24 protein-coding genes and 1 pseudogene are annotated in these 24,677 nt (G+C 66.4%); 10 read left to right on the top strand and 15 right to left on the bottom strand.

Translation table 11 applies throughout. The features are described 5' to 3' along the window. Window positions 1-57: 57 nt before the first annotated feature. Complete coding sequence (gene ahpC / locus ACYVGK_RS17365; RefSeq protein WP_460736000.1) at window positions 58-621, bottom strand: alkyl hydroperoxide reductase subunit C; 564 nt, start codon at window positions 619-621, stop codon at window positions 58-60. Window positions 622-820: 199 nt separating this feature from the next. Here ahpC and prmC point away from each other — a divergent pair, with 199 nt between their 5' ends. Together prmC and pip are read left to right on the top strand one after the other, a co-directional pair. Next, window positions 821-1,675: a peptide chain release factor N(5)-glutamine methyltransferase gene (gene prmC, locus ACYVGK_RS17360; RefSeq protein WP_460735999.1), complete on the top strand. Its 855-nt coding sequence runs from the start codon at window positions 821-823 to the stop codon at window positions 1,673-1,675. A gap of 30 nt (window positions 1,676-1,705) precedes the next feature. Continuing rightward, entirely contained in the window at window positions 1,706-2,647 is a 942-nt protein-coding gene (gene pip / locus ACYVGK_RS17355; protein ID WP_460735997.1) for a prolyl aminopeptidase, read from the top strand. A 173-nt stretch (window positions 2,648-2,820) separates the two neighbouring features. Here the strand turns inward: pip and ACYVGK_RS17350 are convergent, their stop codons facing one another. Genes ACYVGK_RS17350 through ACYVGK_RS17340 form a run of 3 tightly spaced genes read right to left on the bottom strand, consistent with a single transcriptional unit; the run spans window position 2,821 to window position 4,950 of the window. Continuing rightward, on the bottom strand, window positions 2,821-3,390 hold the full coding sequence (locus tag ACYVGK_RS17350; RefSeq protein WP_460735995.1) for an NUDIX hydrolase: 570 nt from the start codon (window positions 3,388-3,390) through the stop codon (window positions 2,821-2,823). Window positions 3,391-3,433: 43 nt separating this feature from the next. Then, window positions 3,434-4,357 carry a 5'-3' exonuclease gene (locus ACYVGK_RS17345; RefSeq protein WP_460735993.1) on the bottom strand — a complete coding sequence of 308 codons (924 nt, stop codon included), beginning with the start codon at window positions 4,355-4,357 and terminating at the stop codon, window positions 3,434-3,436. After that, window positions 4,357-4,950 (bottom strand): nitroreductase family protein, encoded by a 594-nt coding sequence (locus ACYVGK_RS17340; RefSeq protein WP_460735991.1) that lies wholly within the window; start codon window positions 4,948-4,950, stop codon window positions 4,357-4,359. The genes ACYVGK_RS17345 and ACYVGK_RS17340 overlap by 1 nt, the downstream gene beginning before the upstream one ends. A gap of 124 nt (window positions 4,951-5,074) precedes the next feature. Here ACYVGK_RS17340 and ACYVGK_RS17335 point away from each other — a divergent pair, with 124 nt between their 5' ends. Further along, window positions 5,075-7,243, top strand: a complete 2,169-nt coding sequence (locus ACYVGK_RS17335) for a DUF1631 family protein (protein WP_460735989.1) — start codon at window positions 5,075-5,077, stop codon at window positions 7,241-7,243. Between the two features lie 147 nt (window positions 7,244-7,390). Continuing rightward, on the top strand, window positions 7,391-8,524 hold the full coding sequence (locus tag ACYVGK_RS17330; RefSeq protein WP_460735987.1) for an NAD(P) transhydrogenase subunit alpha: 1,134 nt from the start codon (window positions 7,391-7,393) through the stop codon (window positions 8,522-8,524). Window positions 8,525-8,663: 139 nt separating this feature from the next. On the opposite strand, the gene ACYVGK_RS17325 is transcribed toward ACYVGK_RS17330, so the two are convergent. The 4 genes from ACYVGK_RS17325 to ACYVGK_RS17310 are packed head-to-tail and all read right to left on the bottom strand — an operon-like array spanning window position 8,664 to window position 10,404. Further along, window positions 8,664-9,110 (bottom strand): DUF3106 domain-containing protein, encoded by a 447-nt coding sequence (locus ACYVGK_RS17325; protein WP_460735985.1) that lies wholly within the window; start codon window positions 9,108-9,110, stop codon window positions 8,664-8,666. Window positions 9,111-9,115: 5 nt separating this feature from the next. Beyond that, window positions 9,116-9,475, bottom strand: coding sequence for a hypothetical protein (locus ACYVGK_RS17320; RefSeq protein ID WP_460735983.1), 360 nt, complete (start codon window positions 9,473-9,475; stop codon window positions 9,116-9,118). Further along, window positions 9,472-10,035: an RNA polymerase sigma factor gene (locus tag ACYVGK_RS17315; protein ID WP_460735981.1), complete on the bottom strand. Its 564-nt coding sequence runs from the start codon at window positions 10,033-10,035 to the stop codon at window positions 9,472-9,474. Before ACYVGK_RS17315 ends, ACYVGK_RS17320 begins: the two co-directional genes overlap by 4 nt. 21 nt (window positions 10,036-10,056) lie before the next feature. Then, window positions 10,057-10,404: a hypothetical protein gene (locus ACYVGK_RS17310; protein ID WP_460735979.1), complete on the bottom strand. Its 348-nt coding sequence runs from the start codon at window positions 10,402-10,404 to the stop codon at window positions 10,057-10,059. 150 nt (window positions 10,405-10,554) lie between these two features. On the opposite strand from ACYVGK_RS17310, the gene ACYVGK_RS17305 reads away from it, so the two are divergent. Further along, window positions 10,555-10,857, top strand: a complete 303-nt coding sequence (locus tag ACYVGK_RS17305) for an NAD(P) transhydrogenase subunit alpha part 2 (protein ID WP_460735977.1) — start codon at window positions 10,555-10,557, stop codon at window positions 10,855-10,857. Between the two features lie 5 nt (window positions 10,858-10,862). Next, on the top strand, window positions 10,863-12,245 hold the full coding sequence (locus tag ACYVGK_RS17300) for an NAD(P)(+) transhydrogenase (Re/Si-specific) subunit beta (RefSeq protein ID WP_460735976.1): 1,383 nt from the start codon (window positions 10,863-10,865) through the stop codon (window positions 12,243-12,245). 36 nt (window positions 12,246-12,281) lie between these two features. Here ACYVGK_RS17300 and ACYVGK_RS17295 read toward each other — a convergent pair whose 3' ends face one another. The 5 genes from ACYVGK_RS17295 to ACYVGK_RS17275 form a co-directional block, all read right to left on the bottom strand. After that, complete coding sequence (locus ACYVGK_RS17295; RefSeq protein WP_460735974.1) at window positions 12,282-13,217, bottom strand: helix-turn-helix transcriptional regulator; 936 nt, start codon at window positions 13,215-13,217, stop codon at window positions 12,282-12,284. A 102-nt stretch (window positions 13,218-13,319) separates the two neighbouring features. Next, window positions 13,320-13,802, bottom strand: a complete 483-nt coding sequence (locus ACYVGK_RS17290; RefSeq protein WP_460735972.1) for a hypothetical protein — start codon at window positions 13,800-13,802, stop codon at window positions 13,320-13,322. A gap of 43 nt (window positions 13,803-13,845) precedes the next feature. Further along, the gene (locus tag ACYVGK_RS17285) at window positions 13,846-14,325 is read right to left on the bottom strand and encodes a hypothetical protein (RefSeq protein ID WP_460735970.1); all 480 of its coding nucleotides are present in this window, start codon (window positions 14,323-14,325) and stop codon (window positions 13,846-13,848) included. 174 nt (window positions 14,326-14,499) lie between these two features. After that, window positions 14,500-14,970, bottom strand: coding sequence for a hypothetical protein (locus ACYVGK_RS17280; protein WP_460735968.1), 471 nt, complete (start codon window positions 14,968-14,970; stop codon window positions 14,500-14,502). A gap of 119 nt (window positions 14,971-15,089) precedes the next feature. Next, on the bottom strand, window positions 15,090-15,593 hold the full coding sequence (locus ACYVGK_RS17275; RefSeq protein ID WP_460735966.1) for a hypothetical protein: 504 nt from the start codon (window positions 15,591-15,593) through the stop codon (window positions 15,090-15,092). 169 nt (window positions 15,594-15,762) lie between these two features. Between ACYVGK_RS17275 and pdxR the strand changes: the two genes are divergently transcribed. Beyond that, window positions 15,763-17,214, top strand: a complete 1,452-nt coding sequence (gene pdxR / locus ACYVGK_RS17270; protein ID WP_460735964.1) for a MocR-like pyridoxine biosynthesis transcription factor PdxR — start codon at window positions 15,763-15,765, stop codon at window positions 17,212-17,214. Window positions 17,215-17,452: 238 nt separating this feature from the next. Here pdxR and ACYVGK_RS17265 read toward each other — a convergent pair whose 3' ends face one another. Next, window positions 17,453-17,893: a hypothetical protein gene (locus ACYVGK_RS17265; protein WP_460735962.1), complete on the bottom strand. Its 441-nt coding sequence runs from the start codon at window positions 17,891-17,893 to the stop codon at window positions 17,453-17,455. Window positions 17,894-18,074: 181 nt separating this feature from the next. On the opposite strand from ACYVGK_RS17265, the gene sufT reads away from it, so the two are divergent. Beyond that, on the top strand, window positions 18,075-18,632 hold the full coding sequence (gene sufT / locus ACYVGK_RS17260) for a putative Fe-S cluster assembly protein SufT (protein ID WP_460735960.1): 558 nt from the start codon (window positions 18,075-18,077) through the stop codon (window positions 18,630-18,632). A 214-nt stretch (window positions 18,633-18,846) separates the two neighbouring features. On the opposite strand, the gene ACYVGK_RS17255 is transcribed toward sufT, so the two are convergent. Then, on the bottom strand, window positions 18,847-21,678 hold the full coding sequence (locus ACYVGK_RS17255; RefSeq protein ID WP_460735958.1) for a winged helix-turn-helix domain-containing protein: 2,832 nt from the start codon (window positions 21,676-21,678) through the stop codon (window positions 18,847-18,849). Window positions 21,679-22,550: 872 nt separating this feature from the next. On the opposite strand from ACYVGK_RS17255, the pseudogene ACYVGK_RS17250 reads away from it, so the two are divergent. Together ACYVGK_RS17250 and ACYVGK_RS17245 are read left to right on the top strand one after the other, a co-directional pair. Beyond that, a pseudogene (locus ACYVGK_RS17250) lies at window positions 22,551-24,266 on the top strand (S8 family peptidase); the annotation flags it as partial. Next, on the top strand, window positions 24,246-24,629 hold the full coding sequence (locus ACYVGK_RS17245; protein ID WP_460736125.1) for a proprotein convertase P-domain-containing protein: 384 nt from the start codon (window positions 24,246-24,248) through the stop codon (window positions 24,627-24,629). The pseudogene ACYVGK_RS17250 and the gene ACYVGK_RS17245, both read left to right, overlap by 21 nt. Window positions 24,630-24,677 lie beyond the last annotated feature (48 nt).

Raw genomic sequence — 24,677 nt, 5'->3', positions numbered from 1 at the left:
TTGCAAGTACCTGTCTGCCGATCCGCCCCCGAGAGGAGGCGGACCGCAGGTCACGCTTTAGATCTTGCCGACCAGGTCGAGCGACGGCTTCAGGGTCTTCTCGCCTTCGTGCCACTTGGCCGGGCAGACCTCGCCCGGATGCGAGGCCACGTACTGCGCGGCCTTGACCTTGCGCAGCAGTTCCGACGCGTCACGGCCGATGCCGTTGTCATGGATTTCGCACAGCTTGATCTGGCCTTCCGGGTTGATCACGAAGGTGCCGCGCAGGGCCAGACCTTCTTCTTCGATCATCACCTCGAAGTTGCGGGTCAGCGTGCCGGTCGGGTCGCCCACCAGCGGGTAGTTGACCTTCTTGATCGCGTCGGAGGTGTCGTGCCAGGCCTTGTGCGAGAAGTGGGTGTCGGTGGACACGCCGTAGACCTCGACACCCAGCTTCTGGAATTCGGCGTAATGGTCAGCCAGGTCTTCCAGCTCGGTCGGGCAGACGAAGGTGAAGTCGGCCGGGTAGAACACGACCACGGACCACTTGCCCTTCAGGCTGGCGTCGGTCACTTCGACGAACTTGCCGGCGTGGTAGGCGGTGGCCTTGAACGGCTTGATTTGCGTGTTGATCAAAGACATTGCGTGTTTCGTCCTTGTTGAGGGGTGGGTGGGAAGACAGGTGGCCATGCTAGGGGTCGCATTCAAATTGATCAATTCGATTGATGCGATTGAAGCAATAGCTGTCGCCTATTGTTGTCGGGCCCAGCCGAGCCCCTGGAATGTAGGCCCGGGGGGCATTTCGGTCCGGTGATCGGAGCGCGGTCGCTACCATGTGTCGATGGACCCCTTCATTACTGACGCGCGCCGCGTCGACGCCCTTTTACTGGCGGCGCGCGCGCGGATCGATGCCGTCGATGCCGAATTTCTGCTGGTGCACGTGTTGGGCAAGTCGCGCAGCTGGCTGTTCGCGCATCGCGACGACCTGGTGACCGGTGACCTGGCGGCGACTTTCGCCGCGCTGGTGCAGCGCCGCGCGCAGGGCGAGCCGGTCGCCTACCTCACTGGCCAGCGCGGCTTCTGGCGCTTCGATCTGGCGGTGACGCCGGCCACGTTGATTCCGCGCCCGGAAACCGAACTGCTGGTCGAACTCGCGCTCGAGCGCCTGCCGACCGATCGCGCGCTGCGCGTGGCCGACCTCGGAACGGGCAGCGGTGCGATCGCCCTGGCACTCGCACACGAGCGGCCGCGTGCGCAGGTGACTGCGACCGATGCGAGCGCGTCGGCGCTGGCGGTGGCGCGGGCGAACGCAAACGCCCTGCGGCTGGGCAACGTCGGTTTCGACGAAGGCGACTGGTACACCCCATTGGGTGATGCGCACTTCGACCTGATCGCCAGCAATCCGCCCTACATTGCGCTGGGCGATCCGCATCTGGACGAAGGCGACCTGCGTTACGAGCCCGCTTCCGCGCTGTCGTCCGGCACGGATGGGCTGGATGCGATCCGGACGATCGTGGCGGATGCCCCGGCGCACCTGCTGCCCGGCGGCTGGCTGTTGCTGGAGCACGGCTGGGACCAGGGCGAGGCCGTGCGGGCATTGCTCACCATGGCCGGCTTTGCCGAAGTCGCCACGTATCAGGATCTGGAAGGTCGTGATCGCGTCAGTCTGGGCCGTTGGCCTGCAGACGTCGGCTAGACTTTCGAAGTTATCCGACAGGACCTCCCGATGCGCACGCTGTTCCCCGAGATCCAGCCCTACGACACCGGCACGCTGCAGGTCGACGAACGCCACACGCTCTATTACGAACAGTGCGGCAATCCGAACGGCAAGCCGGTGGTGATGCTGCACGGCGGACCGGGCGCGGGCTGCAGCGACAAGATGCGTCGCTTCCACGATCCGGCGAAGTACCGCATCGTCCTGTTCGATCAGCGCGGCAGCGGCCGTTCGACGCCGCACGCGGATCTGGTCGACAACAGCACGTGGGACCTCGTCGCCGATATCGAGAAGCTGCGCGCGAAGCTGGGCATCGAGCGCTGGCAGGTGTTTGGCGGCTCGTGGGGTTCCACGCTCGCGCTGGCGTACGCAGAAACGCATCCTCAGCACGTGACCGAACTCGTGCTGCGCGGCATCTTCATGCTGCGTCGCTGGGAACTGGAATGGTTCTACCAGGAAGGCGCCTCGCGCCTGTTCCCGGATGCCTGGGAGCACTACGTCAATGCGATCCCACCAGTGGAGCGCCACGACCTGATCTCGGCTTTCCACCGCCGCCTGACCTCCGATGACGAAGCCACGCGCCTGGACGCGGCACGCGCGTGGAGCGTGTGGGAAGGCGCGACCAGCTTCCTGCATGTCGACCAGGACTTCGTCGCCGGACACGAGGATGCAAAGTTCGCCCTCGCGTTCGCACGTATCGAGAACCATTACTTCGTCAACGGCGGCTTCTTCGAAGTCGAGGACCAGCTGCTGCGCGACGCGCACAAGCTCAAGGACATCCCCGGCGTGATCGTGCACGGCCGCTACGACGTGGTGTGCCCGATCCAGAACGCGTGGGATCTGCACAAGGTGTGGCCGAAAGGGCAGCTGGTGATCACGCCGGCGTCGGGACATTCCGCGTTCGAAGCGGAAAACGTTGACGCGCTGGTGGCGGCAACGGAGCAGTTCGCCTAATTGCGGTAAGCCGCAAGGCTTTGTAGAGCGGAGCTTGCTCCGCTGCATTTGCCCTTGTAGATCCTGGCCTGCCCGGATCGCCATTCCGCGACGAAGCACCGGGCGGGCCCGGTGCTACTGAAGCAGCGGAGCAAGCTCCGCTCTACAAAGATGCTTGAGCCCGAAAGCGATCCTCAGTCGCCAATCGGCGAGCCGTCCGGGTTGCGCTCCAGCATCCATAGCCCCGCCCAGAGCTTGAGGTCGAGCTCGTAGCCTTCGCGTTGCTTCTGCATCAGCCAGGCCGGGGCCTGTGTGCGCGGCACTTCGTGCACGGTGATGCCTTCGCCGTCGATGCCGCCGCCATCGCCGACGCGCGTGAGTTGCGTGGCGCGAACGAAGGCGATGCGTTCGTTGCTCATGCCCGAGGACGTCGGGCCGACCAGCAGTACTTCCACCTTCGCCGCTTCCCAGCCGGTCTCCTCGATCAGTTCGCGGCGCGCGGCCGATTCGAGCGTGTCGTGGGCGTGGTCGTCACCGACCAGGCCGGCGGGCATCTCGATCGTGCGTTTGCTTAGCGGCACTCGGTACTGCTCGACGAACAGAACATGGTCGTCGGGCGTGGCGGCAATGATGATCACCGCCATGCCGTTGCCGTGGCTGCGTTCGGCATATTCCCAATGGCCACGGCGCTTCATGCGCAGCCACTGGCCGTCGTACAGGGTTTCGACGGGATGGTCTTCGACTTCGTGACGTTCCTGGGTCATGGGCCAGATGCTACCGCGCCCGCATGACGATGATGCGGAGATGTCATGCGGCGACGTAGTCCAGTCCGGCGGCCGCATGCAGGCGACGGCGCGTCATCGGACCGAAGCGCATCGCCTCGCACAGCGTCGCCAGCATCTCCGCATCGGCGCTGCCGCGGGCGAAGTGGCCCTCGCTCAGCGGTGCATCGAGTGCGACGGTGGTGAGGCGGCGCCATAGCAGTGCCTGTTCACGGTTTTCGCGCAGCTTCACTGCGATGCCGGCGGCACCGCGCACGCGCAGGAAGGGCACTTCATCGATGCGCGCGAGCAGGGCGTCGAGCGAGCCGAAATGGGCGAGCAGCACCGCGGCTGTCTTCGCGCCGATCCCGGGCACGCCGGGGATGTTGTCGACGGCATCACCTGTCAGGGCGAGGTAGTCGGCGATCTGATGCGCGTGCACGCCGTGCCGGGCCTTCACTCCGTTGGCGGACCAGCGCTGATCGCGGGCGTAGTCCCATTGCTCGTCGTGCTCGCCGAGCAGCTGTGAAAGGTCCTTGTCCGCCGAGACGATCACGCTGCAGAAGCCATGCGCGCGCTGGCGCATCAACGCGGATCCGATCAGGTCGTCGGCTTCGAAGTCGGTATGTGCCAGTACCGGTAGTCCCAACGCGATGCACAGCGCCTTGCAGTGCGCGAACTGGCGCTTGAGCTCGTCCGGGGCGGCGTCGCGATTGGCCTTGTAGGCCGGGTACAGCGTATTGCGGAAGCAGGAATCGAGCGCCTCGTCGAAAGCGATGGCGATGTGCTGCGGGCGCGTGCGATCGAGCAGTTCCAGCAGGAAGCGGGCGAAGCCATGCACGGCATTGCTGGGCCAGCCGTCGGCATCGGTGAAATCGGTCGGCATCGAATGCCAGGCACGGAACACGTACATGCTCGCGTCGACCAGATAGAGCAGTTGTGGAGCTTGCGGTTGCGGAGCTTGCGACATCACGGTGTCCAGGTAGTCAGCAGCGCGCCTGCATCCGGACGCTCGCGCTCGGGCGCTTCCAGCTTCGGCGTGCCGATGTGGATGAAGCCCGCGACGTGCTCGTGTTCGCGCAGGCCCAGCCAGCGTGCGACTTCGGCGTCATAAGCGGGCCAGCCGGTGAGCCATTGCGCGCCGAAGCCGGCGGCCTGAGCGGCCTGCAGCAGGGCAAAGCAGACAGAGCCGGCGCTGAGCAGGCGCTCCTGTTCGGGGATTTTCTCGTCCGGGCCGAGCTGCGCGATGACCGTTACCACCAGCGGTGCATGCGAGAAGCGCATCCGGTCCTTCTCGATGGCGGCTTCGCCCGCGTCCGGATCGCGATCGCGGCCGCGTGCCGCCAGACGTTCGCCCAGCGTATGGCGCGCGTCGCCGGAAATGGCGAGGAAGCGCCACGGTGTGCGCTTGCCGTGATCGGGTACGCGCACGGCCGACTGCAGCAGACGTAGGAGGGTGGCCGGGTCGGGGCCGGGCTCGCCCAGCTGCTTGGACGGGACCGAGCGGCGGGCATCGAGCGCGGCCAGGGCAGCCGGCAGCTCAGTGAAAGTCTTTTGGGACATGGGTCACAAATCGTATGTTTTGGTCGCAAGCTGACAAATTTCGACACTATCCTGCGAAAGAGCGTCGAAATGTGCCGCCGGTGTCTTTGCCTGGCGGCGCCTGCAACGGGGAAGAGGTGGGGCAATGTCTGATTATCCTCCTGGCATAACCAAGGCCGCGCAAGGCGCCACGCGCAGCGATCCCGCGCGTTTGCTGGAAGAGATCAAACGGATTTCGGTGGAGCTGCTTGGCTCGGTGCCGAGCGGCCTGTATGGACCGGTCGAGTTCGCGATGCAGGATTCCACCGCTCGCGGTAGCGCGACCCGTCATGTCGAACTGCAGGCACTGGTGAAGTTGCGCCAGCAAGGCGCCGCCTATGTCATGCGCTATCGCCAGCAGATCGCGCAGGGCTTCGACGATTTCCGTTCGCTGCGCATCCGTAATCGCGGCGACCTGCCGTTGTCGCTGGTCGCGGAAAACCAGTTGTCCTACCACCTCGCGGGCCAGCAGCTGGCCGAAGCGATCGAAACCCGCTTCGCGGCCGCGCTGGAAACCATGAACGCGCGGCTCGACAAGCTGGCCGAGGTACTGCAGATGCAGGCCGGCGCCAATCCGATCGGTGCCGGTCGCCTCGCCGGCGCCTTCATCGAGGCCTTCCGCGACGCGCAAATGCCGCACGATCTGCAATCGCAGATGTTCCGTGCCTACGAGCAGGAACTGTCGCGCGTCCTTGGCGACCTCTACGCGCGCGTCAATCACCTGCTGGCCGCCTCGGGTTACGGCGCACCGGTACGGGGCCCGCAACCGCTGCCGGCAAAGGACATCCAGGTGGCCCGGCGCGACCAGGAACCTGAGCTGGTCCAGGCGATCCGCCGTTCCCGTTCCGTCGACCCTGTGGTTGCGGCGCAGTTTGCGCAGTTGCGGGGCGAGCTCCATTCCTGGCGCGAGCACCTGCCGGGCAACGCCCGGTCGACGGCGATGAACGCATTGCCGCGTCGCGAGTTGCTCAACGAGGAAGTGCTCGGCGTGGTGTCGCTGCTGCAGCCGGAGTCGCCGGATGTATTCGTGCGCGCCTTCAGCGGGCAGCCCGGGCAACTCGCCTACGTCATTCGCGAGAACCTCGTCGACGGTGCACGCCGTCTGGGACACAGCCCCGAATACACCCGCATGAGCGTGGACCAGGACGATGCCATCGACCTGGTCGGCATGCTGTTCGAATCGTTGTTCCAGAGCTACGCGCTGCTCGAGCATGCGCGCCGTCTCTATGGCCGCCTGGTCATGCCGTACGTGAAGGTCGCCATGTCCGATCAGGGCCTGTTCGTGCAGCGCGAACATCCGGCCCGTCGCCTGCTCGACGCGATTACCGAGGCCTGCGAAGGCAACTCCGCCGCCACCCCGCAGGATCGCGAATTGCTTGAGCGTTGCGCCGCGATTTCCCAGCGCATCGTGGCCGACTACAACGAGGACGTAGCCGTCTTCGAAATGGCTCATGCCGAGCTTGAGGGATTGCTCGAACAGCATCGTCGCCGGGTCGAACTGCAGGAGGCACGCGCCGCGAAGGCCACGTTCGGTCGCGAACGCCTCAACGAAGCGCGTTCCCAGGCCGACCAGGTGCTGCATTACCTGTTCAACGAGCCGGTTACCGATTCGGTGGGCGAATTCCTCGCCGAGCCGTGGCGTCACCATCTCGTCCAGACCTTGCTGCGCGACGGTGCGGGTTCGCCGCGACACAATGAAACCCTGGCCCTGGGCGATGCGCTGCTCGAAGCGGACCGCTTCGCCCGCGCGGGCAACAGCGGTGGGCAGTTGGCCGATCGGCTGCTGTCGCTGCTCGATGCGTTGACCCAGTGCCTGGCCAGTTCCGGCCTGGACGAAGAGGCTGCCAACCAGCGCCTGTCCGAGGTGATCCGTTCGCTGGCCTTGCCAGACATGCCGCGCAATGCGCAGCCGGTGCCGGCGCCGGTCGTGGATGAGGAAGCGGCCAATGAAGATGCCGCGCTGTGGCTTGCGGGTGGTTCCGCGACCATCAATCACGACGCTGAAATCGCCGCGCGCATGCGCCGTCTGTTGCCTGGCGAATGGCTGCGCCTGCTCGATCCCGCCGGCCAGGCGGTGGCGGTGAAGGTGGCCTGGATCAGCCCGATGACCGGACGCTTCCTGCTGGTGAACCGGCGTGGCCTGCGTGTGCTCGTCGCGTCCGCGGCCGAGCTCGCGTCGCTGGCGCAGGCGGGCCGCCTGCAGGTAGGCGCCGAGCGTGCGCCGACCGACGAAGCGATGCGCCATCTGCGCGATCGGCTTGTGCACGCGGCTTAAGCACGGCATCCAATTGGATGTGGACAAAGGAGCGGCCCCGGGCCGCTCCTTTGCTTTTCGGCTTATGCCGATCTGCGATACGCGTGGACCTTTCGCTGCAATGCGCCTTTGTTAGGATGCGGTCGATTCTCTGGAGCGGAGCAGGGCATGACGGCAGGCGCGGGACAAGGCATCACCGTTGCGGTGGCACGCGAAGACGCAAAGGGCGAACGCCGCGTCGCCGGCACGCCGGAAACGTGCAAGAAGCTCGTGGCGCTCGGCGCGCGCGTGCGCGTGCAGCGCGGTGCCGGCCTGAGCGCCGGGTTCACCGACGATGCTTATGCCGCCGTCGGCGTCCAGCTCGCGGATGATGCCGCTGCCACGTTGACCGACGCCGATGTCGTGCTCTGCGTGCAGCCACCTTCGGCAGCCATGCTCTCGCAGCTGAAATCCGGAGCGACGCTGGTCGGAATGCTCGCGCCCGATGCCGACGCGGCTCGTGGCGACGCCATCGGTGCCCGGCGGCTGGTCGCGTTTCCGCTCGAGCGCCTGCCGCGCACGACCCGGGCGCAGGCGATGGACATTCTGAGTTCGCAGGCGGGCATGGCCGGCTACAAGGCCACGCTGATCGCCGCGCAGTTGGCGCCGCGGTTCTTCCCGATGCTGACCACCGCTGCGGGCACGATCCGCCCGTCGAAGGTGCTGATCGTCGGCGCCGGTGTCGCGGGCCTGCAGGCAGTCGCCACCGCCAAGCGCCTGGGCGCACAGGTCGAAGGCTTCGACGTGCGTCCGGAAACGCGCGAGCAGATCGAATCGCTGGGTGGCAAGTTCCTCGACCTGGGCGTCAGCGCCGCAGGCGAAGGCGGCTACGCGCGCCAGCTCACCGATGACGAACGCGCGCTGCAGCAACAGCGGTTGGCCGATCATCTCAAGACCATTGATGTGATCGTCTGCACCGCCGCGGTACCGGGGCGCCCGGCACCGAAGATCATCACCGCGGCGATGGTCGCGGGCATGAAGCCGGGCAGCGTGATCGTCGATCTCGCGGCGGAAACTGGGGGCAACTGCGAACTCACGCGCCCGGGCGAAACGTATGACAGCGACAACGGCGTTGCCATCGCCGGTCCGCTCAACCTCGCCAGCATGGGTGCGGTGCACGCCAGCGAGATGTACGCGCGCAACCTCTTCAACTTCGTCAGCCTGTTCGTGAAGGACGGCGCGATCGCGTTCGACTGGAACGATGAGTTGCTTGCAAAGACGGTGTGGCCGCGCCCCCCAAATACATCCGTCGCGGCGGCGTAGAACGCGCCGCAGCGCGTGGCGCACTCAATCAGCCGATGTGCGGCAACTGAATAGCCAACTCCGTCGTCATCCCGGCTTGCGCCGGGATGACGAACAACAGCAACTCAACGGCACTGCACAGACGATGCTGCGCCGCACTTCACCGCGGCTGTGCTGGATGCGCCTTGATCCACGCATCCCGCTCGGCAGGCGTCATCGACTTCCACTTCGCGCGCAGCTCCTGACGCTGCTCGGGCGTCATCTTGCGCATCTCGCCGAACAGCGCACGTGCGTGTGCCCGCTGCTCGGGAGACATGTGGCCCCAACGGCCCATGCCGCGGTGCATGCGCTGGCGTTCTTCCGGCGTCATCGTCTGCCAGCGCTGGGCGTGTTCCATCATCCGGGCGCGGGCTTCCGGGTTGCTGTTCCAGCGCTCGCGTACCGGGGCGAGCAACATCTCGCGCTCAGCGACGCTGAGTTGTTCCCATGCAGGGTAGGCGCGCGCAGGGGCGGCGGCGGGAGCGGTCTTGCCGGCCGGAGCGGTCTGCGCGAAGGCGGGCGTGCTGCACAGCAGACAAAGGAGAAGGGCATGGTGAAGCGGCTTCATGGTGTTCACTCCGTTACAAGGCTTGCGGTGTCGTTCGACGCGAGCCATTCGTACAGCTCGGGCGATTCATCGAGGGCGGCGTAGACGTCGCCTGGATCGTTGTCGGTATTGGTGGTGACCATGGCGGGCGGCGCTTCGGTCGTCTGCTGCTGCGGATGCCGCAGGAACAGACCGCCGGCGACCAGTGCGATCGCGCAGGTCGCGGCTAGCGGCCACGCGTGCCGGTGGTGTTTCGTCGCCACGGTTCGCGCGCGTTCGCGCTGTGGTCGCAGCTGCACCCACGTGCGTGGCGAGACGCGTTCGACGGCCTGCGCATGCAACTGGCGCAGCCGCAGGTCGAATTCGTGGTCGTGGCCGGTGTTCATCGGAAATCCTCCAGTTGCTGCTGCAACGCTTCCCGCGCCCGCGAGAGATGGGTCTTCACCGCGCCCTCGCTGCAGCCCATGACGCGGGCGGTGGTGGCGACATCCAGGTCTTCAAAAATGCGCAGGCTGAAGGCCTCGCGCTGGCGCCGCGGCAACCGGCGCAGACCGGCGACGACGCGGCTCCAGGCTTCCTGGCCTTCCTGCGTCCGCGACGGATCGGCGCCCGGGTCCGCCCAGTCGACGACGTCATCGCTCTCGCCAGAGGGCGCGAGCCAGCGCAACCGCAACAGGCCACGGCGTTGCGCGTCGACGATGCGGCTGCGCAGGACGCTCCAGAACAGCGGCGTCCACTCGGCAGTGGGACGGTCGCGATAGGCGAGCATCTTCGTCATCGCGTCCTGCACGGCGTCGCGCGCATCCTCGTGATGGCGCAGGCCCATTTCCGCGAAGCGGAACGCGCGCGCCGCGATGCCCGACAGGAATTGTTCCAGCGTCGCCGCACTGCCCGCCGCGGAAGCGGGTAGTACGGGGTCTGGGAGGTCCTCAGCGGCGGCCGTCATGCGCTCTAGCATGCGCCCAACTCAATGGTGGCGGTCCCAGCGGCGTTCGAAGCGGTCGCCACGACGATCCCAGCGCGCTTCGGCGACGTCGCCACGATGATCCAGGCGGCGGTCGATCCGGTCGCCCTTGCGATCCAGTCGTTCCGCCTTGCGCAGGCGGCCATTGGCGGCGGCGCGATCGGCACGGCGGTCGAGGCGGGCATCGATCCGGTCACCCTTGTGGTCCAGGCGCTGCTCGATGCGTTCACCCCGGCGGTCCATGCGGTGATTGACGCGGTCGCCGCGATCGCCGGCATTCGCCGCCGTCGCGGCGGCCAGCAGCCCCATGCCCAACACCATGCCCAGCCATGCCTTCGTGCGTGCCTTCATCGGAGTGTCCTCGTGCAGGCGGCGGCGCGGGTGCGCGGCTCATTACGACCTGCCATGAGGAAAACGTTTGATGGATTTGGCGGTTGACGTGACTTCGGATGTATTCAGGGATCGTTATGATTGGGCGGAACGCGACCCTGGGGACTACGGATGACGGACGGGCTGGTGGCTTTGTACATCTTCATGCTGGCGGCGATTGCCGGCCACGTGATCATTTCGCGGGTTCCAACAATCCTGCACACCCCGCTGATGTCGGGTTCCAACTTCATCCACGGCATCGTCCTGATCGGCGCCATGGTGGTGTTGGGGCATGCCGATACCACGCTGGAGAAGGTGATCGGCTTCATCGCCGTGTTGCTGGGTGCGGGCAACGCCGCCGGCGGCTATGTGGTCACCGAGCGGATGCTCGAGATGTTCAAGCCTTCCGCCAAGAAGAACGGGGGCAAGGCATGAGTGTCATGGCCTGGATTGCTTCCGGCAGCTACTTCGTCGCTGCCACGCTGTTCCTGCTGGGCCTGCAACGCATGGCCTCGCCGCTGACCGCGCGCAGCGGCATCCGCTGGGCGGGCATGGGCATGGTGATCGCCACCGTCGCCACCTTCCTGCTGCCAGACCTGCACAACATGGCGCTGATCGTCACCGCGCTGGTGATAGGTACGGCGCTGGCGTGGGTATCCGGCAAGAAAGTCGCGATCACCGACATGCCGCAGATGGTCGCGCTGTACAACGGCATGGGCGGCGGTTCGGCCGCGGCGATCGGTGCGGTCGAATTGCTGCGCTTCTCCTCCGAAGGCCGCCCGCCGTCGACGGTGACGCTGGTGCTGGGCGTAGTCGGTGCGCTGATCGGTGCGGTGTCGTTGGCGGGCTCGATCATCGCCTGGGCCAAGCTCGATGGCCGGATGGACAAGCGCTACACCTTCCCGGGGCAGCAACTGTTCAATGCTGCGGTCGCGCTGGCGGCGGTGGTGCTGGGCGGCATCGTGATCCAGTCGCTGGGCGTGCCGATGATCATCGCGTTCTTCGTCGCCGCGCTCGCGCTGGGCGTGCTGATGACGCTACCGATCGGCGGCGCCGACATGCCGGTGGTGATTTCGCTCTACAACGCCCTGACCGGTCTGGCGGTGGCGTTCGAAGGCTATGTGCTCGGCAACCAGTCGCTGATCATCGCGGGCACCATGGTCGGTGCCGCCGGTACGCTGCTGACGCAGCTGATGGCGAAGGCGATGAACCGTCCGATCCGCGGCGTGCTGTTCTCCAACTTCGGCGGCGGTGGCCAGATGCAGGAGATCGGCGGATCGCAGAAGCCGATCGAAGCCGGCGACGTTGCTGCGATGATGGCGTTCGCCGAGCGCGTGGTGATCGTGCCGGGCTACGGTCTGGCCGTGGCGCAGGCCCAGCACAAGGTGTGGGAACTGACCCAGAAGCTGATCGATCGCGGAGTGAAGGTGAAGTTCGCCATCCATCCCGTCGCCGGTCGCATGCCCGGCCACATGAACGTGCTGCTGGCCGAAGCGGGCGTTCCCTACGACCTGATCGCGGACATGGACGACATCAACCCCGAATTCGCCAACACCGACGTGTCGCTGGTGATCGGCGCCAACGACGTGGTCAATCCCGTGGCGAAGACCGATCCGGCTTCGCCGATCTACGGCATGCCGATCCTCGACGTGGTGAATTCCAAGAACACCATCGTGATCAAGCGCGGCAAGGGCACCGGTTTCGCCGGTATCGAGAATGCGCTGTTCTACGCCGACAACACCCGCATGCTGTTCGGCGATGGTGCGGGTATGGTCGCGGCGCTGGTGAGCGAATTGAAGGCGCTCGACAGCGGCGGGCATTAGGGCCTGTTAGCGCTATCCGAATAGCGTTAATAGGCCCTAACCCATCGCGTTCAACGGAAGCGGGGCAGCCCGTTTCCGAGGTCGTGCGTGCGCCGGGCGCGGATGGATTTGCGCCGCGGTCGGCGTCGAAAGATGCCGGGCCTGCGTGGTGGTCAATCCGTAGGCGTTCTTGAACGCGCGGCAGAACGCACTCTGGCTTTCGAAGCCGAGCTGCTCGGTGATCTCGCACACCGGCAGCGCGCTATCGCGTACCAGCGCCCAGGCGCGTGCCAGGCGTAGGCGGGCGAGATGTTCGCTGGGTGTTTCGCCGAAAGTGTCGCGATACGAGCGGATCAGATGCCAGGGCGAATAGCTGGCGCGGTTGGCCAGCTGCGCGAGATCGAGATTGCTGTCGTCGCTGCGTTCGATCAGGTGGCGGACGCGCAGCAGGCGCTGCAAGGTCTGCGCGCGGCGCTGCGGCGTGCGGCCGTTACAGCGCTCGGCCAGGGCCAGTGAGTCCTGCTGGTCGGCGAGCAGTCCGGCACATAGGCGATTCAGCGCGAAGTCGCATGCGCCTGCGTCGCGGTCATCGCGAAGCAGGCGCGCAAGCTGGACCAGCGGGCGAAGGATTTCGCGCGGACATGCTCGTTGCCGGGTGAGCAATTCCATGACCGCGAGCTGCGGAGCGGCCGACTTCAATTGCTCCTGCCAGAGTGCGCGTGCGCCGGCGAGCAGCAGCCAGCTGGTTGCCGCATCGCCGCTGCCCTGCAGCGGGCCTTCATGCGTGACCAGAAGCTGGTTCGCCAAAGTCCACGAACCCCATGCCGATTCCAGCTGCAGCCGTCCACGCAGCGGCATCCACAGCGACAGCCATCCTGCTGGCAGGGCAACTTGTGCGGAGCTGTGCGCAGCGTGGACCATGTGCAGGCGCTCGCTCCCGACCCGGGACAGGTCGAGGCGCTCGGCCATCCTCAAACGATGGAATGCCAGCATTGGCGGCTCCGTGAAGGCGCAGTGGCGCTTCAGTCCAGCCTAGGCCGCAAGTGGTTTGCGCGGCAGCTCCAGTTCCGATGGTTCGGATGGAGCCAATTGGATCTAGCGCAGGCCGTGCGCGCGCCGCGCGAACCAGGCGCAGATCACGCCGAACAGGAGATGCATCAATGCATTGGTGACGAACGGCAGCATCATCGGCTTGGCCGCCGGATGCGCCTGCGATAGCGGCACCACCACGTAGGTCATCACGCCCCACAGCAGCAGGCCGTAGGGCAGGCCGTAACGCACCGGGTGTTGCGCCAGCGCGCGATAGCGGCGACTGACCAGGTAATAGGTCAGCACCATGGTGATAGCGATGAAGTAATGGAGCCCGGCCCCGACCAGCGCCGTCGCGTTGCCGCCTTCGAACGCCGCATCGCCGAGCGCGCCCGAGGCGATGAACTGCAATACCCGCACCGGCGGTATGTCCCGCAGCCAGGCCCAGATCGAACAGGCATAAACCAGGTCGAGCGTGGCGAGGGTGACACCGCCAGCGAGAACCTGAATCAGCGGGGAGCGCGAGCGTGTGGATGCGAACGTGGCCATCAGAGTCCTGTGCGTGGTGAACGGCGGCCGTGTTCGCGCTACGTCATCGCCCCAGATGCGCCCATCGTGCAAACCACGCGCAAACGACGCCGAACACGGCGTGCATGATGATGCTGGCCGCAATCCAAGGCAGATAGACCTTTGTTGGCTGCGGCGCATTGGACAGCGGGACGACGACATAGGTCATCACGCCGTAGAGCAGCAGGCCGTAGGGCAGGCCGTAACGGATCGGACGTGCGATCAGTTCCCGCAGTCGCCCGCTGACCAGCGTGTACGCCAACACCATCAGGGTTGCGATGAAGTAATGGCACAACGTGCCCAGCGCCGCGCTGCTCGCGCCGCCGTCGAAGGCGGCCGTGCCCTGCACGCCTGCAGCGATCGACTGCAGGATGCGTTCGGGTGGAACGTCGCGCAGCGCGCCCCAGAACGTGCAGGCAAATACCAGGTCCAGCGTGCCCAATGCCAGGCCGCCAAGCACAACGTAACGCCAGGACGTGTGGCGGGATGCGAGCAGGGTGGTCATCGATGAGTCCTCTGTCGAAAAGGGAAGGAAGATCTGCCATGTCCCATGGATACAGGTCGATGCACGGCCGACCCCTTCCCCGGACGATTACAGGTTGTTGAAACAGCCCGTCCTGGGCACTTTCAGGTCGCGAGTCTGGTGCGAACCCGGACTCGCTCGAGTCGAAAGCAACTATCAGGGCAAGCAGATCTCCCCACTGACCTGGGTGGTCACGACGCCGGACACGCGCCGGCCACTGACGAAGAAGTGGCCGGTCGCGCCTGCGAAATCGCCGGTGCCGCTCACGATCTGCTGGTAGGCAGTGACCGCGCCGCTGGACGGTTGTCCCGTGGTGCCGTTGGACACACCGGTTTCGCGCATGGTCAGGTTGCCCGTGTCGGTGCGGTATTCGAACGGCCCGCTGTAAATGATGAAGCCGGGCGAGGTCGCCGGACTGGTCGGCACGTAGCTGGCGGACGCGAAATGCGTGGTGCCGCGAAGGCCATGGTCGCCCTCGACCACGCCCAGGAAGCAGGCGCTCAGGCCGGCATTGCAGCCGGTGGTCGAGCGCACTTCCTCCAGGTCGGCATGGATGGACTTGCATTCGGTGGCGTGCAGCGGAGCGCTCGAGAGCAACAGCAGGCCGGACAGCAGCGCAATCTTCATGGTGATCTCCTTGAAGGTGGTCGTCCGCGTCAGGGCGGACCGCGCATGCTGGGATCCGCCCCGCGCGGCGAACGAGCGCCGCTTTGCTTGCATCCGGTGGGGCCAATGGCATGCCGAGATCAGCGATTTCGCAGTGCACGGCATGCAAACAACGCGGCGAGCGTGCCGAATACCGCGAACATCGGGATGTTGGCGAGCATCCAGGTGATGTGCGGATGCGCGGGTTTTGGTGCGGCCGACAACGGCACCACGAGGTTGCTCATCACCAGGTACAACAGCATTCCGTAGGCGATGCCGTAGCGGCGCGGATATTGCCGCAACAACGAAACATGGCGCGCGACCAGCGCATACGCGAGCACGAAACCGAAGCCGATCAACCACTGGAAGAATGCACCGAGCAGCGCCGTCGTGACGCCGCCATGGAAGCTCGCGCGGCCCAGCGCTCCCGCGGCGATGCCCTGCAACAGCCGCATCGGACTCACGCCTTGCGGCGACCAGAACAGCACGCAATAGATCAGGTCGGTCGCGGCGATGGCCAGGCCGCCGGCCAGGAGTATTGACCAGCTCAGGTGTCCGATGCGGTTCCATGCATGGGGCGTTGCGTACGAGGTATTGGCGTTCATTGGCGTTTCCTTGTCCGGGGGGGGGCGATGGCGCAATTGGGGCAGTTTCCAACTTGACGCTTGTCATCGTGGCCCGTGAAAGTGGGCCAATCGAGCACCAATTCGCATCGATTGGATGGAGCCAATTCCGTGAATACCTGGCAGGAAACGATGAACGGCGGTGATCGCGATGTTCCTTGAGCTCGACGGCCGCGGTTCGCGCCAGGCGCAGCTCACCCGCGCCCTGAAAGACGCCGTGCTCGGCGGCCGCCTGCGCAGCGGCGACCGCCTGCCGGCAACCCGCGCGCTGGCCAGCGAGCTCGGACTGTCGCGCAATACCGTGCTGGCCAGCTATGAGGAGCTGGCGGCGGAGGGCTTCCTGCAGGGCAAGGTGGGATCGGGCAGCTACGTGGCGGCAATCGAAACGCAGGCCTCGGAGAAGGCCGAGGCCCCGGCCCAGGCCCGCCTGTCCGCGTATGCGCAGCGCGCCATCGCCACCGCGATGCGCGCGAATCCCGGAGCCAATCACCAGGACCTGCCGTACAACCTGCAGTACGGCCAGCCGATGACCAATCCCGCGCTGACCACTGCATGGCGACGCGAGCTGGCCAAGGCCGCCGCCTACACGCATCCGAATTACCCCGATTCGCAGGGCCGCCTCGACCTGCGCACCGCGGTCTGCGATTACCTCGCGCGCCGACGGGGCGTGCAGGCCGAACCGGACGATGTGCTGATCGTCTCGGGCACGCAGGAAGCGGTGTCGCTAAGCGCGCAGGTATTGCTCAATCCCGGCGATCGCGTAGTGCTGGAGGATCCGCACTACACCGCGCTGTGGCGGATCTTCACCGCACACGGTGCGCAGATCGACTTGGTGCCGGTGGACGACGACGGACTGGAAGTCGATCGCCTGCCGGCAGGCCGCCGGCCCGCGCCGCCACCGCGACTCGCCGTGCTTACGCCTTCGCATCAGTTCCCGCTCGGCAGCGTGCTGTCGTTGCAGCGCCGCCTGGCGCTGCTGCGTTACGCGCAGGCCAACGACATGTGGATCCTCGAGGACGACTACGACGGCGAGTTCCGCTACGGCGGTGCGCCGTTGGCGGCCTTGCGCTCGCTCGACGCGCACGATCGCACGCTCTACATCGGTACGTTCTCGAAGACTTTGTTTCCGGTGCTGCGCATGGGCTACATGGTGTTACCCAAGGCGCTGCGCTCGGCATTCCGCACCGCCAAGATGATTTCCACCTTCGGCTGTCCGGGCATCGAGCAGCGCGCGCTCGCGCAGTTCATCGAGAACCGTGGCTTCGACCGGCATTTGCGCCGCGCCGCGCAGACCCTGCGCGCGCGTCGCGCCGCGTTGATGCAGGGGTTGCGCGAACACGCCGGCAGCGCGGTGGAAGTGAAGGACTCGCAGGCGGGCATGCATCTGGTTGCCTGGTTGCGCGACTTCGACGAAGAGCGCCTGCAGCATCTGATCGCCGCGGCACGTGCGCGCGGCGTGGGCCTGCATACGATCAACCAGTGTTATCTGCACCCGCCGCCGCGAATGGGCCTACTGATCGGCTATGCCGGCCTGGCACCGAAGGAAATCAATGCGGCGATGGCGAGGTTCGGCGAGGCGTTGCGCGAAGTCGGCCCACGATGAAAATGAATCGGCTTATTTGTTTGCGCCGCGCCTGCGGCTGATAGCGCCAACAGTTTTGTAGAGCGGAGCTTGCTCCGCTGCTCTGCCGTGCTTGCGTAGCGCCGGGCCCGCCCGGCGTGCTCTTCGCCGTACAAACGATCCGGGCAGGCCCGGATCTACAGGAGCAAGGCAACGGAGCAAGCTCCGCTCTACAAGACAAATGAAAATCACACGGCGCAACGCCGCGATCGCGATTCAATCAACGCGACGCGATCGCCGCCAGGACCAGCGCCGCGGCCATCATCGCCAATTCGAATGGACCGTTGATGAGCTTCGCCAACTCCCAGGCATGCTGGAAGCCGAGGCGCAGGGCCGAGTCCACCGGATCGAAGCCCAGCATTTCACCCAGCTGCGCCGCGATGATTCCCCAGTTGGCCAGCGCGATTATGCCGGCCGTGCCGAGCACGCCCACCAGCGCGCGGCGAAGACCGGCGGGCCAGCCGGTCAGGCGCAGGATCCAGACGACGTCCAGCGCACCGATCAGCGCCATCCAGCCGTACTGGCGGTCGTTCGACCAGGCCAGCACGGTCCAGATTGCTGCGAAGCCCGCGCACGCGAGCAGCAGCATCAGCAGCCGGTAAGGCCACGTGAGCAGGCGGGTGGGCGGGGCGGGAGTGGGGGGCGAGGGAGTGGGGGGCATGAAGGGCGCAAGGATAGCCGCAGTGCCGACACGGTGGGGCACGCCCCGGCGACTTCGCCCGCAGAACGGAGCATCGCGCGATGGCGTGCACGATGAATTGGCACAAACCGGGCGGGGCGGCGCGACAACCCGTAAAATTCCCCGCCTTGTACTCGTACGGCTTCGCCCTGATCTTTCCGATATGTATTCCCGCAGCAGCGAACCCGTCCGTTTCGAGCGCGATTGCGCCGCCGTCCTGGTGCCCCAGGGCGAAAAGGTGAACCTGCCCGCGGGCAGCGTCGGCTACATCACCCAGGCATTGGGTGGCAGCTGGACCGTGTTCGTCGAAGGCAATCTGTTCCGCATTGCCGGCGTCGACGCCGACGCGATCGGCAAGGAACCACCCGAGCCGCTCGAACTCCCCGTCGATGCCGATGACGAGGCCGTGGAGCAGATGGTGTGGCGGCAGCTGCGCACCTGTTTCGATCCGGAGATCCCGATCAACGTGGTCGATCTCGGTCTGGTCTACGAAGCGACGGTGAAGCCGCATCCGGAGCAGCCTGGACAGCGCATCGTTGAGATCCGCATGACCCTGACCGCGCCCGCCTGCGGCATGGGCGACATCCTCGTCGCCGACGTACGCGACAAGCTGGAAATGATTCCGACCGTGGCCGAAGCGGATGTCGAACTCGTGTTCGATCCGCCGTGGACTCGCAACATGATGTCGGAAGTGGCGCGGCTCGAAACCGGCATGCTGTAACTCGCTTTTCGGGCCATCGCTTCCCGTCAGCCCTCCGCTTCGTCATCCCGGCGAAAGCCGGGATCCACTTTGCTTTTGCTGTTGCTTCTGAAGAGCAAAGGCAACGTCAAAATGGATCCCGGCTTTCGCCGGGATGACGAGCAAAAGCAACGGAAGACGTCGAGAGCAGCGTCAAAGGCAAGAATCCTGCTGCAAACGGCAGCGCCTCGGACCGCTACTGGATATTCCCCTGCTGCAACACCTTGCTGTCCAGCTTCGCCGGACCCACCAGCCATTCCAGTGTGGCGCCGCGCAGCCCGGTGCTGGCCACGAGTGCAGCCTGGCAGCGTTCATTGCATTCGCCGATGCTCATGCCGGGTGGCAGCAGGCTCTGCACTTCGAGCTGGGTGATGACGTCGTTGTTGCGCACGGCCTGCGCATGCACGTCGCCGAGGATGTGCAACGCGTCCTGGCCCTTGCCTTCGGCCATCGCCAAGACGGCGTCGAGTACGTCGATGCGATTGCTCAGCGTCCAGATGCCGGCCAGGTTGACCCGGCGCGCGGCCGCGACGTGCTCGCGCACGGCCTTCCAGTCGCGGCGGGTGGCGGCGGTTTCGGCCAGGCCGATTTCGGTGATGGCGATGATCCATTCGTATTGCGTCGTGCGTGCCAGTGGCTGCACGCGCTGGAGCATGCGCTCAGCAGTGACGGGGTCGCCGGCGCGGGTGAGCGCACTGGCGATCCACAACTCCGTGGTCCAGCGATCGGGCCCGTCAGGCAACTGCGCGGTCTGGCTGCGCGCGTCCTGCAACTGCTTCAACGCGGTGGTGCGATCGCCGGCGACCAAGTCGATCGCGGCATTGCCGATCGCTGCCTGCAGGCGCAAGGACGGTGATTCGAAGGCGCTGCATTCCTTCCAGCCCGCGCGCGCGCCCTGCATGTCGCCCAGCGCCAGGCGCAGGTCGGCGCGCACACAGGCGATGCGGGTGGTGCCGCTGGAGGATTCGGTGCCCGGATTGGTCTTGCGCGTACGCACTGCCGCCTGGTCGAGCACTTTTTCCGCCGCCTGGAAGCGGCCCTGGTTGGCGAGGATGATGGCCTCGGATGTCGACAGCCAGGTCGCGTCGTCACCCTGCAATCCCGCGCGCTTGAGGCTCTCCATGCGGCGTGCGGCCGAATCGAAACGCCCGCGCAGGAAGTCCTCGTTGAGCAGGTCGGTTTCGAGCATGTGCTGCTCGTAGGTGTCGCCCGCGGTGAGCGCCGTGGCCAGTGCCTGTTCGAGACGCGCGCGGTACGCGGGCATGTCGCCGCGGCTGTAGTGGCGGAACGCGACCATGCGCAGCATCGCGATTTCCAGGCGGCGATAGCCGCGTTCGCGCGCCTGCACCAGCAACACGTCGAGGCCGCTCTCTGCCGGCTGGTCGCCGCGCATGCTTTCGGCGAGGAAGCGCGCATACAGCGCGTCCATGTCATCGCCGGCCTTTTCGAACTGCTTGGCCGCGCGCTCGTAGCGCGACAGGTCGGCCTTCTCTTCGTATTGGAAGCTGTCCGTCTGCGCGCCCAGCAGCAAGGCGTCGCCGAGTTCGTGTTCCCAACCCGGGCCCGCGGCGGTGGCGATGCGCTCGGCCGCCTGCGCGTTCGCGCGCGCGCGCAACGGATCTCCGAGCGACAGGTAGGCGGAGGCGAGATTGAGACGCTGGCGCAGTCGGATGCCGGCGGATTCCTTGTCCCAGTCCGCGCGGTCGAGCAGGGCCAGGGCTTCGGTGGGCTGATTGGAGGCGTTGAGGTTGGAAGCCTGTTCGAGCATGTACGCGCGCTTTTCCGGATGCTTGCGCGCGAGGTCGCCCCAGGCCTTGGCGGCTTCGCCGAACTGCTGCGGATTGCGCGAGAGTCGTTCCGCGTTCAACACCGCGGCGACGTCGTCGGGAACCGGTTGCAGCAGACGGATTCCGGCTTCGGTCTGTTCGATCGCAGGTGCGGCGCGCGACAGGCGCGACAGGGCATGGCCGAGCTGCATGCGTGGCAGGCCGAACTCCGGCGCCAGGCGGGTGACTTCCTGCAGGATCTGCGCGGACTGCACCCAATCGCGATGCTCCATCGCATCGAGAGCTTCGACGTAGCGGCGGGCGGTGTTGGTGTCGATGGCGAGCGTGGGCCACTGCTCGCGGGCGCGTCCGGGCACCAGCGCGGCGAGCAGCTCCTGCGAGAGCGCATCGGCCATGGCCGGAAGTTCCGCGCGCGTGCCCAGCTTCTCCAGGCGTTGTTCGACACCACCCTGGTCGAAGCGGGCGCGCAGATAGACCCGGTTGGGATTGGCACTGTCGACGCCGGAACCCAGGAAGACGATGCGTGGTGAACGGCCTGCTGAATCGGCAGCCAGATGCGCCTCGGTCAGCAGGGTCACTTCCGGCAGGCTGTCGAGTTTCCAGCCCAGCCAGGTGTGGAGCAGGGTGACCGGCCAGCGCGACTCTTCCGGCGCGGCCTTGTCCTCGACATCGATCAGGGCGATAGCGAGCTGTGCGCGCGCCGCCCGCTCGGCGCTGGAGTCGTGCTGCCGAAGCAGCCACCAGCCCGTGCCTCCGGCGAGGGCCAGCACGACGGCGGCCACGCCGATCCAGCGCCAACGGGCCCGACCCGGTGCCGCGCGTACCGATGGTGCGGCGGGCGCCGTTGCGACTGCGGATTCGTCGGGTACGTCCGCCGGGGCGGCCGGCGACTCCTTATTACTATCGGTGATGATCTCGCTGGCGGCCGGTGCGGGGGTGTCGTCCTCCGCTTCGACCGGTCCCGGCGGCTCGAACACATAGCCGCTCTTGGCGACCGTCCGGATCCAGTGCTTGCGCGATTCACCCAGCGCCTTGCGCAGCATCCATACGCTTTGCGACAGATTCGCATCTTCCACGATCACGCCCGGCCACACGCGCGCGAACAGATCGCTGCGGCTGTGCAGCACCTGGGGCTCGGCCAGGAAAACCAGCAGCAGGTCGAACATGCGCTGCGGCAGTTCGGCCTCCTGATCGGGGCGGATTACCCGACGGTAGCGCAGGTCGATCTGAACGTCGTGCACACGAAGGCGCCGCGTCCCAGCGGGCCAGGGGTGCTGTGTCGGGTCAGCCAAGACGCGTTCTCTCGAACCGGCGGAGGCGGAATCCTAGCCTTAGTCGGCGCTGGCCTCTGTTGCGACGCAGCACAAGACCGGGTGGTGATCCCGCCAAGGTTGGCAAATTCAATGGCTTGGCCCGAATTGCCGCTGGCGAGGTCTGGCGGCCGGATCGGCCGGCTGCGCGGGCCTTCTAACCAGAATTTGCTGACACAACGATGAACGAACCGGACGACGGACACATTTCAAATCCGATTTGAGAACTTTTTGAGGTCGGGAACGTGGTCTCTATGACCTTTGGCACCCTTTCATCGTGCCCGTCGAACGGAGGCCCACCGATCGGCATAGCCCCCCCGCCCCCGGACGTCTGTCCGGGGGCGGGGGAGCAGTAAACCCGGGGTAGGGGCGTACCAACCACCCCACGTCATGACTTTTCGTGAGCCGGTTTGCGCAAGCAGCGCATCGGACACCCAGCGATCAGGAGCCGCTCGGCGGCGCGGGCATCGGACGGCCCGCTAGGGAAGATCGTCTCAAGGACGGGACACCGCCCCGGTGCGAACCGGGGCTTTCAATTGGGCTGCCGCACCGGGGGGAGCGGCGCCCGAACCGCAATGACTGGCGGACGCAGGCAGGCGAACAATCGCCGCCGCGCCGCGGTCCGGCCTGGAAGGCCGCAGCGGTGCAGTGGAGCAGTTGGTCCTTCGCAGGGAGGGTGAGGGACGGGACCGCCGGAGCTGGTGCGCCCCTGGGGGGGGGCGGCGTAACAGCCGGCGGCCGTTGTTTGTCAGCTCCGTCTTCGGATGGAAATCCACGCAACTCAGTTGAGAGGGAATTACCTGATGTCCGTCGTCTCGAACCGTCGCATGCGCCTGCATGTCCTCGCCGCCGCCACCGCGGTCGCCGTTTCCGCCATCGCCGCCCCGGCCTTCGCCGCCGCCAAGCTCGACCTTTCGGGCCTGCAGACCGGCGCCAAGTACGACCGCTTCATCGTCAAGTACCGCAACGGCACCGACGTCACCCAGGCCAAGACCGCCCTGGGCAAGGCCGCCAAGCCCGGCATCGCCGGCAAGGCCCTGGCCGTGGGCCATCTGCGCCGCATGGCGCTGGGCGCCGACGTGGTCAAGGCCGGCCGCAAGCTCGATCGCGCCGAAGCCGAGCTGCTGATGCGCCAGATCGCCGCCGACCCGAACGTCGAGTACGTCGAAGTCGACAAGCTCAACACGCCGCTGCTGACCCCGAACGACACCCGCTACAGCGAGCAGTGGGGCTACTCCGGCACCTACGGCATCAAGGCCAATCAGGCCTGGGACGTCACCACCGGTACCGGTGTGGTCGTCGCCGTGCTCGACACCGGCATCACCAACCACAGCGACCTCAACGCCAACATCCTGCCGGGCTACGACTTCATCGGCGACACCGACGTGTCCGTCGATGGCGACGGCCGTGATGCCGACGCCAGCGATCCGGGCGACTGGTACGACAACGCGCATTGCGGCCCCGCGCCGGCGCCGCCGTCGTCGAACTCGAGCTGGCACGGCACCCACGTCGCCGGCACGATCGCTGCGGTCACCAACAACGCCAAGGGCGTGGCGGGCGTCGCCCACGGCGCCAAGATCGTCCCGGCGCGCGTGCTGGGCCGTTGCGGCGGCTACGACTCCGACATCGCCGACGCGATGATCTGGGCGTCGGGCGGCACGGTTGCCGGCGTTCCGGCCAATGCCAACCCGGCCGAAGTGATCAACCTGAGCCTCGGCGGCTCCGGCGCCTGCGGTGCCACCACCCAGGCCGCGATCAACAGCGCAGTCAGCCGCGGCACCACGCTGGTCATCGCCGCCGGCAATGACAACACCAACGTGTCGAACGCGTCGCCGGCGAACTGCGCCAACGTCATCGCCGTCGCTTCGATCACCAGCACCGGCGCACGTTCGAGCTTCTCCAACTACGGCGCGGGCATCGACATCGCCGCTCCGGGCTCGAACATCCTGTCGACGCTGAATGCCGGTGCCACCACGCCGGGCGCCGAGACCTACGCTTCGTACAACGGCACCTCGATGGCGACCCCGCACGTCGCCGGCGTCGTCGCGCTGATCCAGTCGGTCGCCACCACGGCCAAGACTCCGGCCGAAGTGGAAGCACTGATCAAGGCCAACGTCACCGCGTTCCCGTCGACCCCGTCGCAGCCGATCGGCCCCGGCATCCTCAATGCCAAGGCCGTCGTCGACGCCGTCAACGGCACCACGCCGCCGCCGAGCAATGTCCTGAGCAAGGGCGTCGCTGCGACCGGCATTTCGGGTGCGACCGGTGGCTACGTGAAGTACACGATGGACGTGCCGGCAGGCGCGACCAACCTGACCTTCACCATGTCCGGCGGTACCGGCGATGCCGACATGTACGTGAAGTTCGGCGCCGAGCCGACCGACACCGTGTACGACTGCCGTCCGTACAAGTCCGGCAATGCCGAGACCTGCACGTTCGCCACGCCGTCGGCCGGCAAGTACTACATCAACCTGAAGGGCTACGCGGCGTTCTCGGGCGTGAGCCTGGTGGGCGACTACACCACCGGCGGCGGTGGCGGTACGCAGACCTACACCAACACCACGGACTACACGATCAGCGACAACGCGACCGTCGACAGCCCGATCACGGTGTCCGGTCGTACCGGTAGCGGCCTGAGCAGCACGCAAGTCGCGGTGAACATCGTCCACACCTACATCGGCGACCTGAAGGTCGATCTGGTGGCTCCGGATGGCTCGATCTACACCCTGCACAACCGTGCCGGTGGCAGCGCCGACAACATCAACCAGACCTACACGGTCAACCTGTCGACGGAAGCGTTGAACGGCACGTGGAAGCTGCGCGTGAACGACAACGCCGCTGGCGACACGGGTTACATCAACAGCTGGAGCGTCACCTTCTGATCCAGCTCGGCAGACCACGCGTGAGCGGACTAGACGGTCCCGCACGGA

The sequence above is a fragment of the Lysobacter tyrosinilyticus genome (genome assembly GCF_054779815.1).
The sequence above is the reverse complement of the archived record's forward strand: the minus strand, read 5'-3'. Positions and strand labels throughout refer to the sequence as shown.

Excerpts from the sequence above, each read along its gene's own strand:
- ACYVGK_RS17335 (WP_460735989.1), top strand. The coding sequence starts at position 5,075 with ATGTCTGATTATCCTCCTGGCATAACCAAGGCCGCGCAAGGCGCCACG.
- ACYVGK_RS17305 (WP_460735977.1), top strand. The coding sequence starts at position 10,555 with ATGACGGACGGGCTGGTGGCTTTGTACATCTTCATGCTGGCGGCGATT.
- ACYVGK_RS17325 (WP_460735985.1), bottom strand. The coding sequence starts at position 9,110 with ATGAAGCCGCTTCACCATGCCCTTCTCCTTTGTCTGCTGTGCAGCACG.
- ACYVGK_RS17320 (WP_460735983.1), bottom strand. The coding sequence starts at position 9,475 with ATGAACACCGGCCACGACCACGAATTCGACCTGCGGCTGCGCCAGTTG.
- ACYVGK_RS17300 (WP_460735976.1), top strand. The coding sequence starts at position 10,863 with ATGGCCTGGATTGCTTCCGGCAGCTACTTCGTCGCTGCCACGCTGTTC.
- ACYVGK_RS17285 (WP_460735970.1), bottom strand. The coding sequence starts at position 14,325 with ATGACCACCCTGCTCGCATCCCGCCACACGTCCTGGCGTTACGTTGTG.
- pdxR (WP_460735964.1), top strand. The coding sequence starts at position 15,763 with ATGTTCCTTGAGCTCGACGGCCGCGGTTCGCGCCAGGCGCAGCTCACC.
- pip (WP_460735997.1), top strand. The coding sequence starts at position 1,706 with ATGCGCACGCTGTTCCCCGAGATCCAGCCCTACGACACCGGCACGCTG.
- ACYVGK_RS17280 (WP_460735968.1), bottom strand. The coding sequence starts at position 14,970 with ATGAAGATTGCGCTGCTGTCCGGCCTGCTGTTGCTCTCGAGCGCTCCG.
- ACYVGK_RS17310 (WP_460735979.1), bottom strand. The coding sequence starts at position 10,404 with ATGAAGGCACGCACGAAGGCATGGCTGGGCATGGTGTTGGGCATGGGG.
- prmC (WP_460735999.1), top strand. The coding sequence starts at position 821 with ATGGACCCCTTCATTACTGACGCGCGCCGCGTCGACGCCCTTTTACTG.
- sufT (WP_460735960.1), top strand. The coding sequence starts at position 18,075 with ATGTATTCCCGCAGCAGCGAACCCGTCCGTTTCGAGCGCGATTGCGCC.
- ACYVGK_RS17330 (WP_460735987.1), top strand. The coding sequence starts at position 7,391 with ATGACGGCAGGCGCGGGACAAGGCATCACCGTTGCGGTGGCACGCGAA.
- ACYVGK_RS17315 (WP_460735981.1), bottom strand. The coding sequence starts at position 10,035 with ATGACGGCCGCCGCTGAGGACCTCCCAGACCCCGTACTACCCGCTTCC.
- ahpC (WP_460736000.1), bottom strand. The coding sequence starts at position 621 with ATGTCTTTGATCAACACGCAAATCAAGCCGTTCAAGGCCACCGCCTAC.
- ACYVGK_RS17340 (WP_460735991.1), bottom strand. The coding sequence starts at position 4,950 with ATGTCCCAAAAGACTTTCACTGAGCTGCCGGCTGCCCTGGCCGCGCTC.
- ACYVGK_RS17290 (WP_460735972.1), bottom strand. The coding sequence starts at position 13,802 with ATGGCCACGTTCGCATCCACACGCTCGCGCTCCCCGCTGATTCAGGTT.
- ACYVGK_RS17350 (WP_460735995.1), bottom strand. The coding sequence starts at position 3,390 with ATGACCCAGGAACGTCACGAAGTCGAAGACCATCCCGTCGAAACCCTG.
- ACYVGK_RS17265 (WP_460735962.1), bottom strand. The coding sequence starts at position 17,893 with ATGCCCCCCACTCCCTCGCCCCCCACTCCCGCCCCGCCCACCCGCCTG.
- ACYVGK_RS17345 (WP_460735993.1), bottom strand. The coding sequence starts at position 4,357 with ATGTCGCAAGCTCCGCAACCGCAAGCTCCACAACTGCTCTATCTGGTC.
- ACYVGK_RS17295 (WP_460735974.1), bottom strand. The coding sequence starts at position 13,217 with ATGCTGGCATTCCATCGTTTGAGGATGGCCGAGCGCCTCGACCTGTCC.
- ACYVGK_RS17275 (WP_460735966.1), bottom strand. The coding sequence starts at position 15,593 with ATGAACGCCAATACCTCGTACGCAACGCCCCATGCATGGAACCGCATC.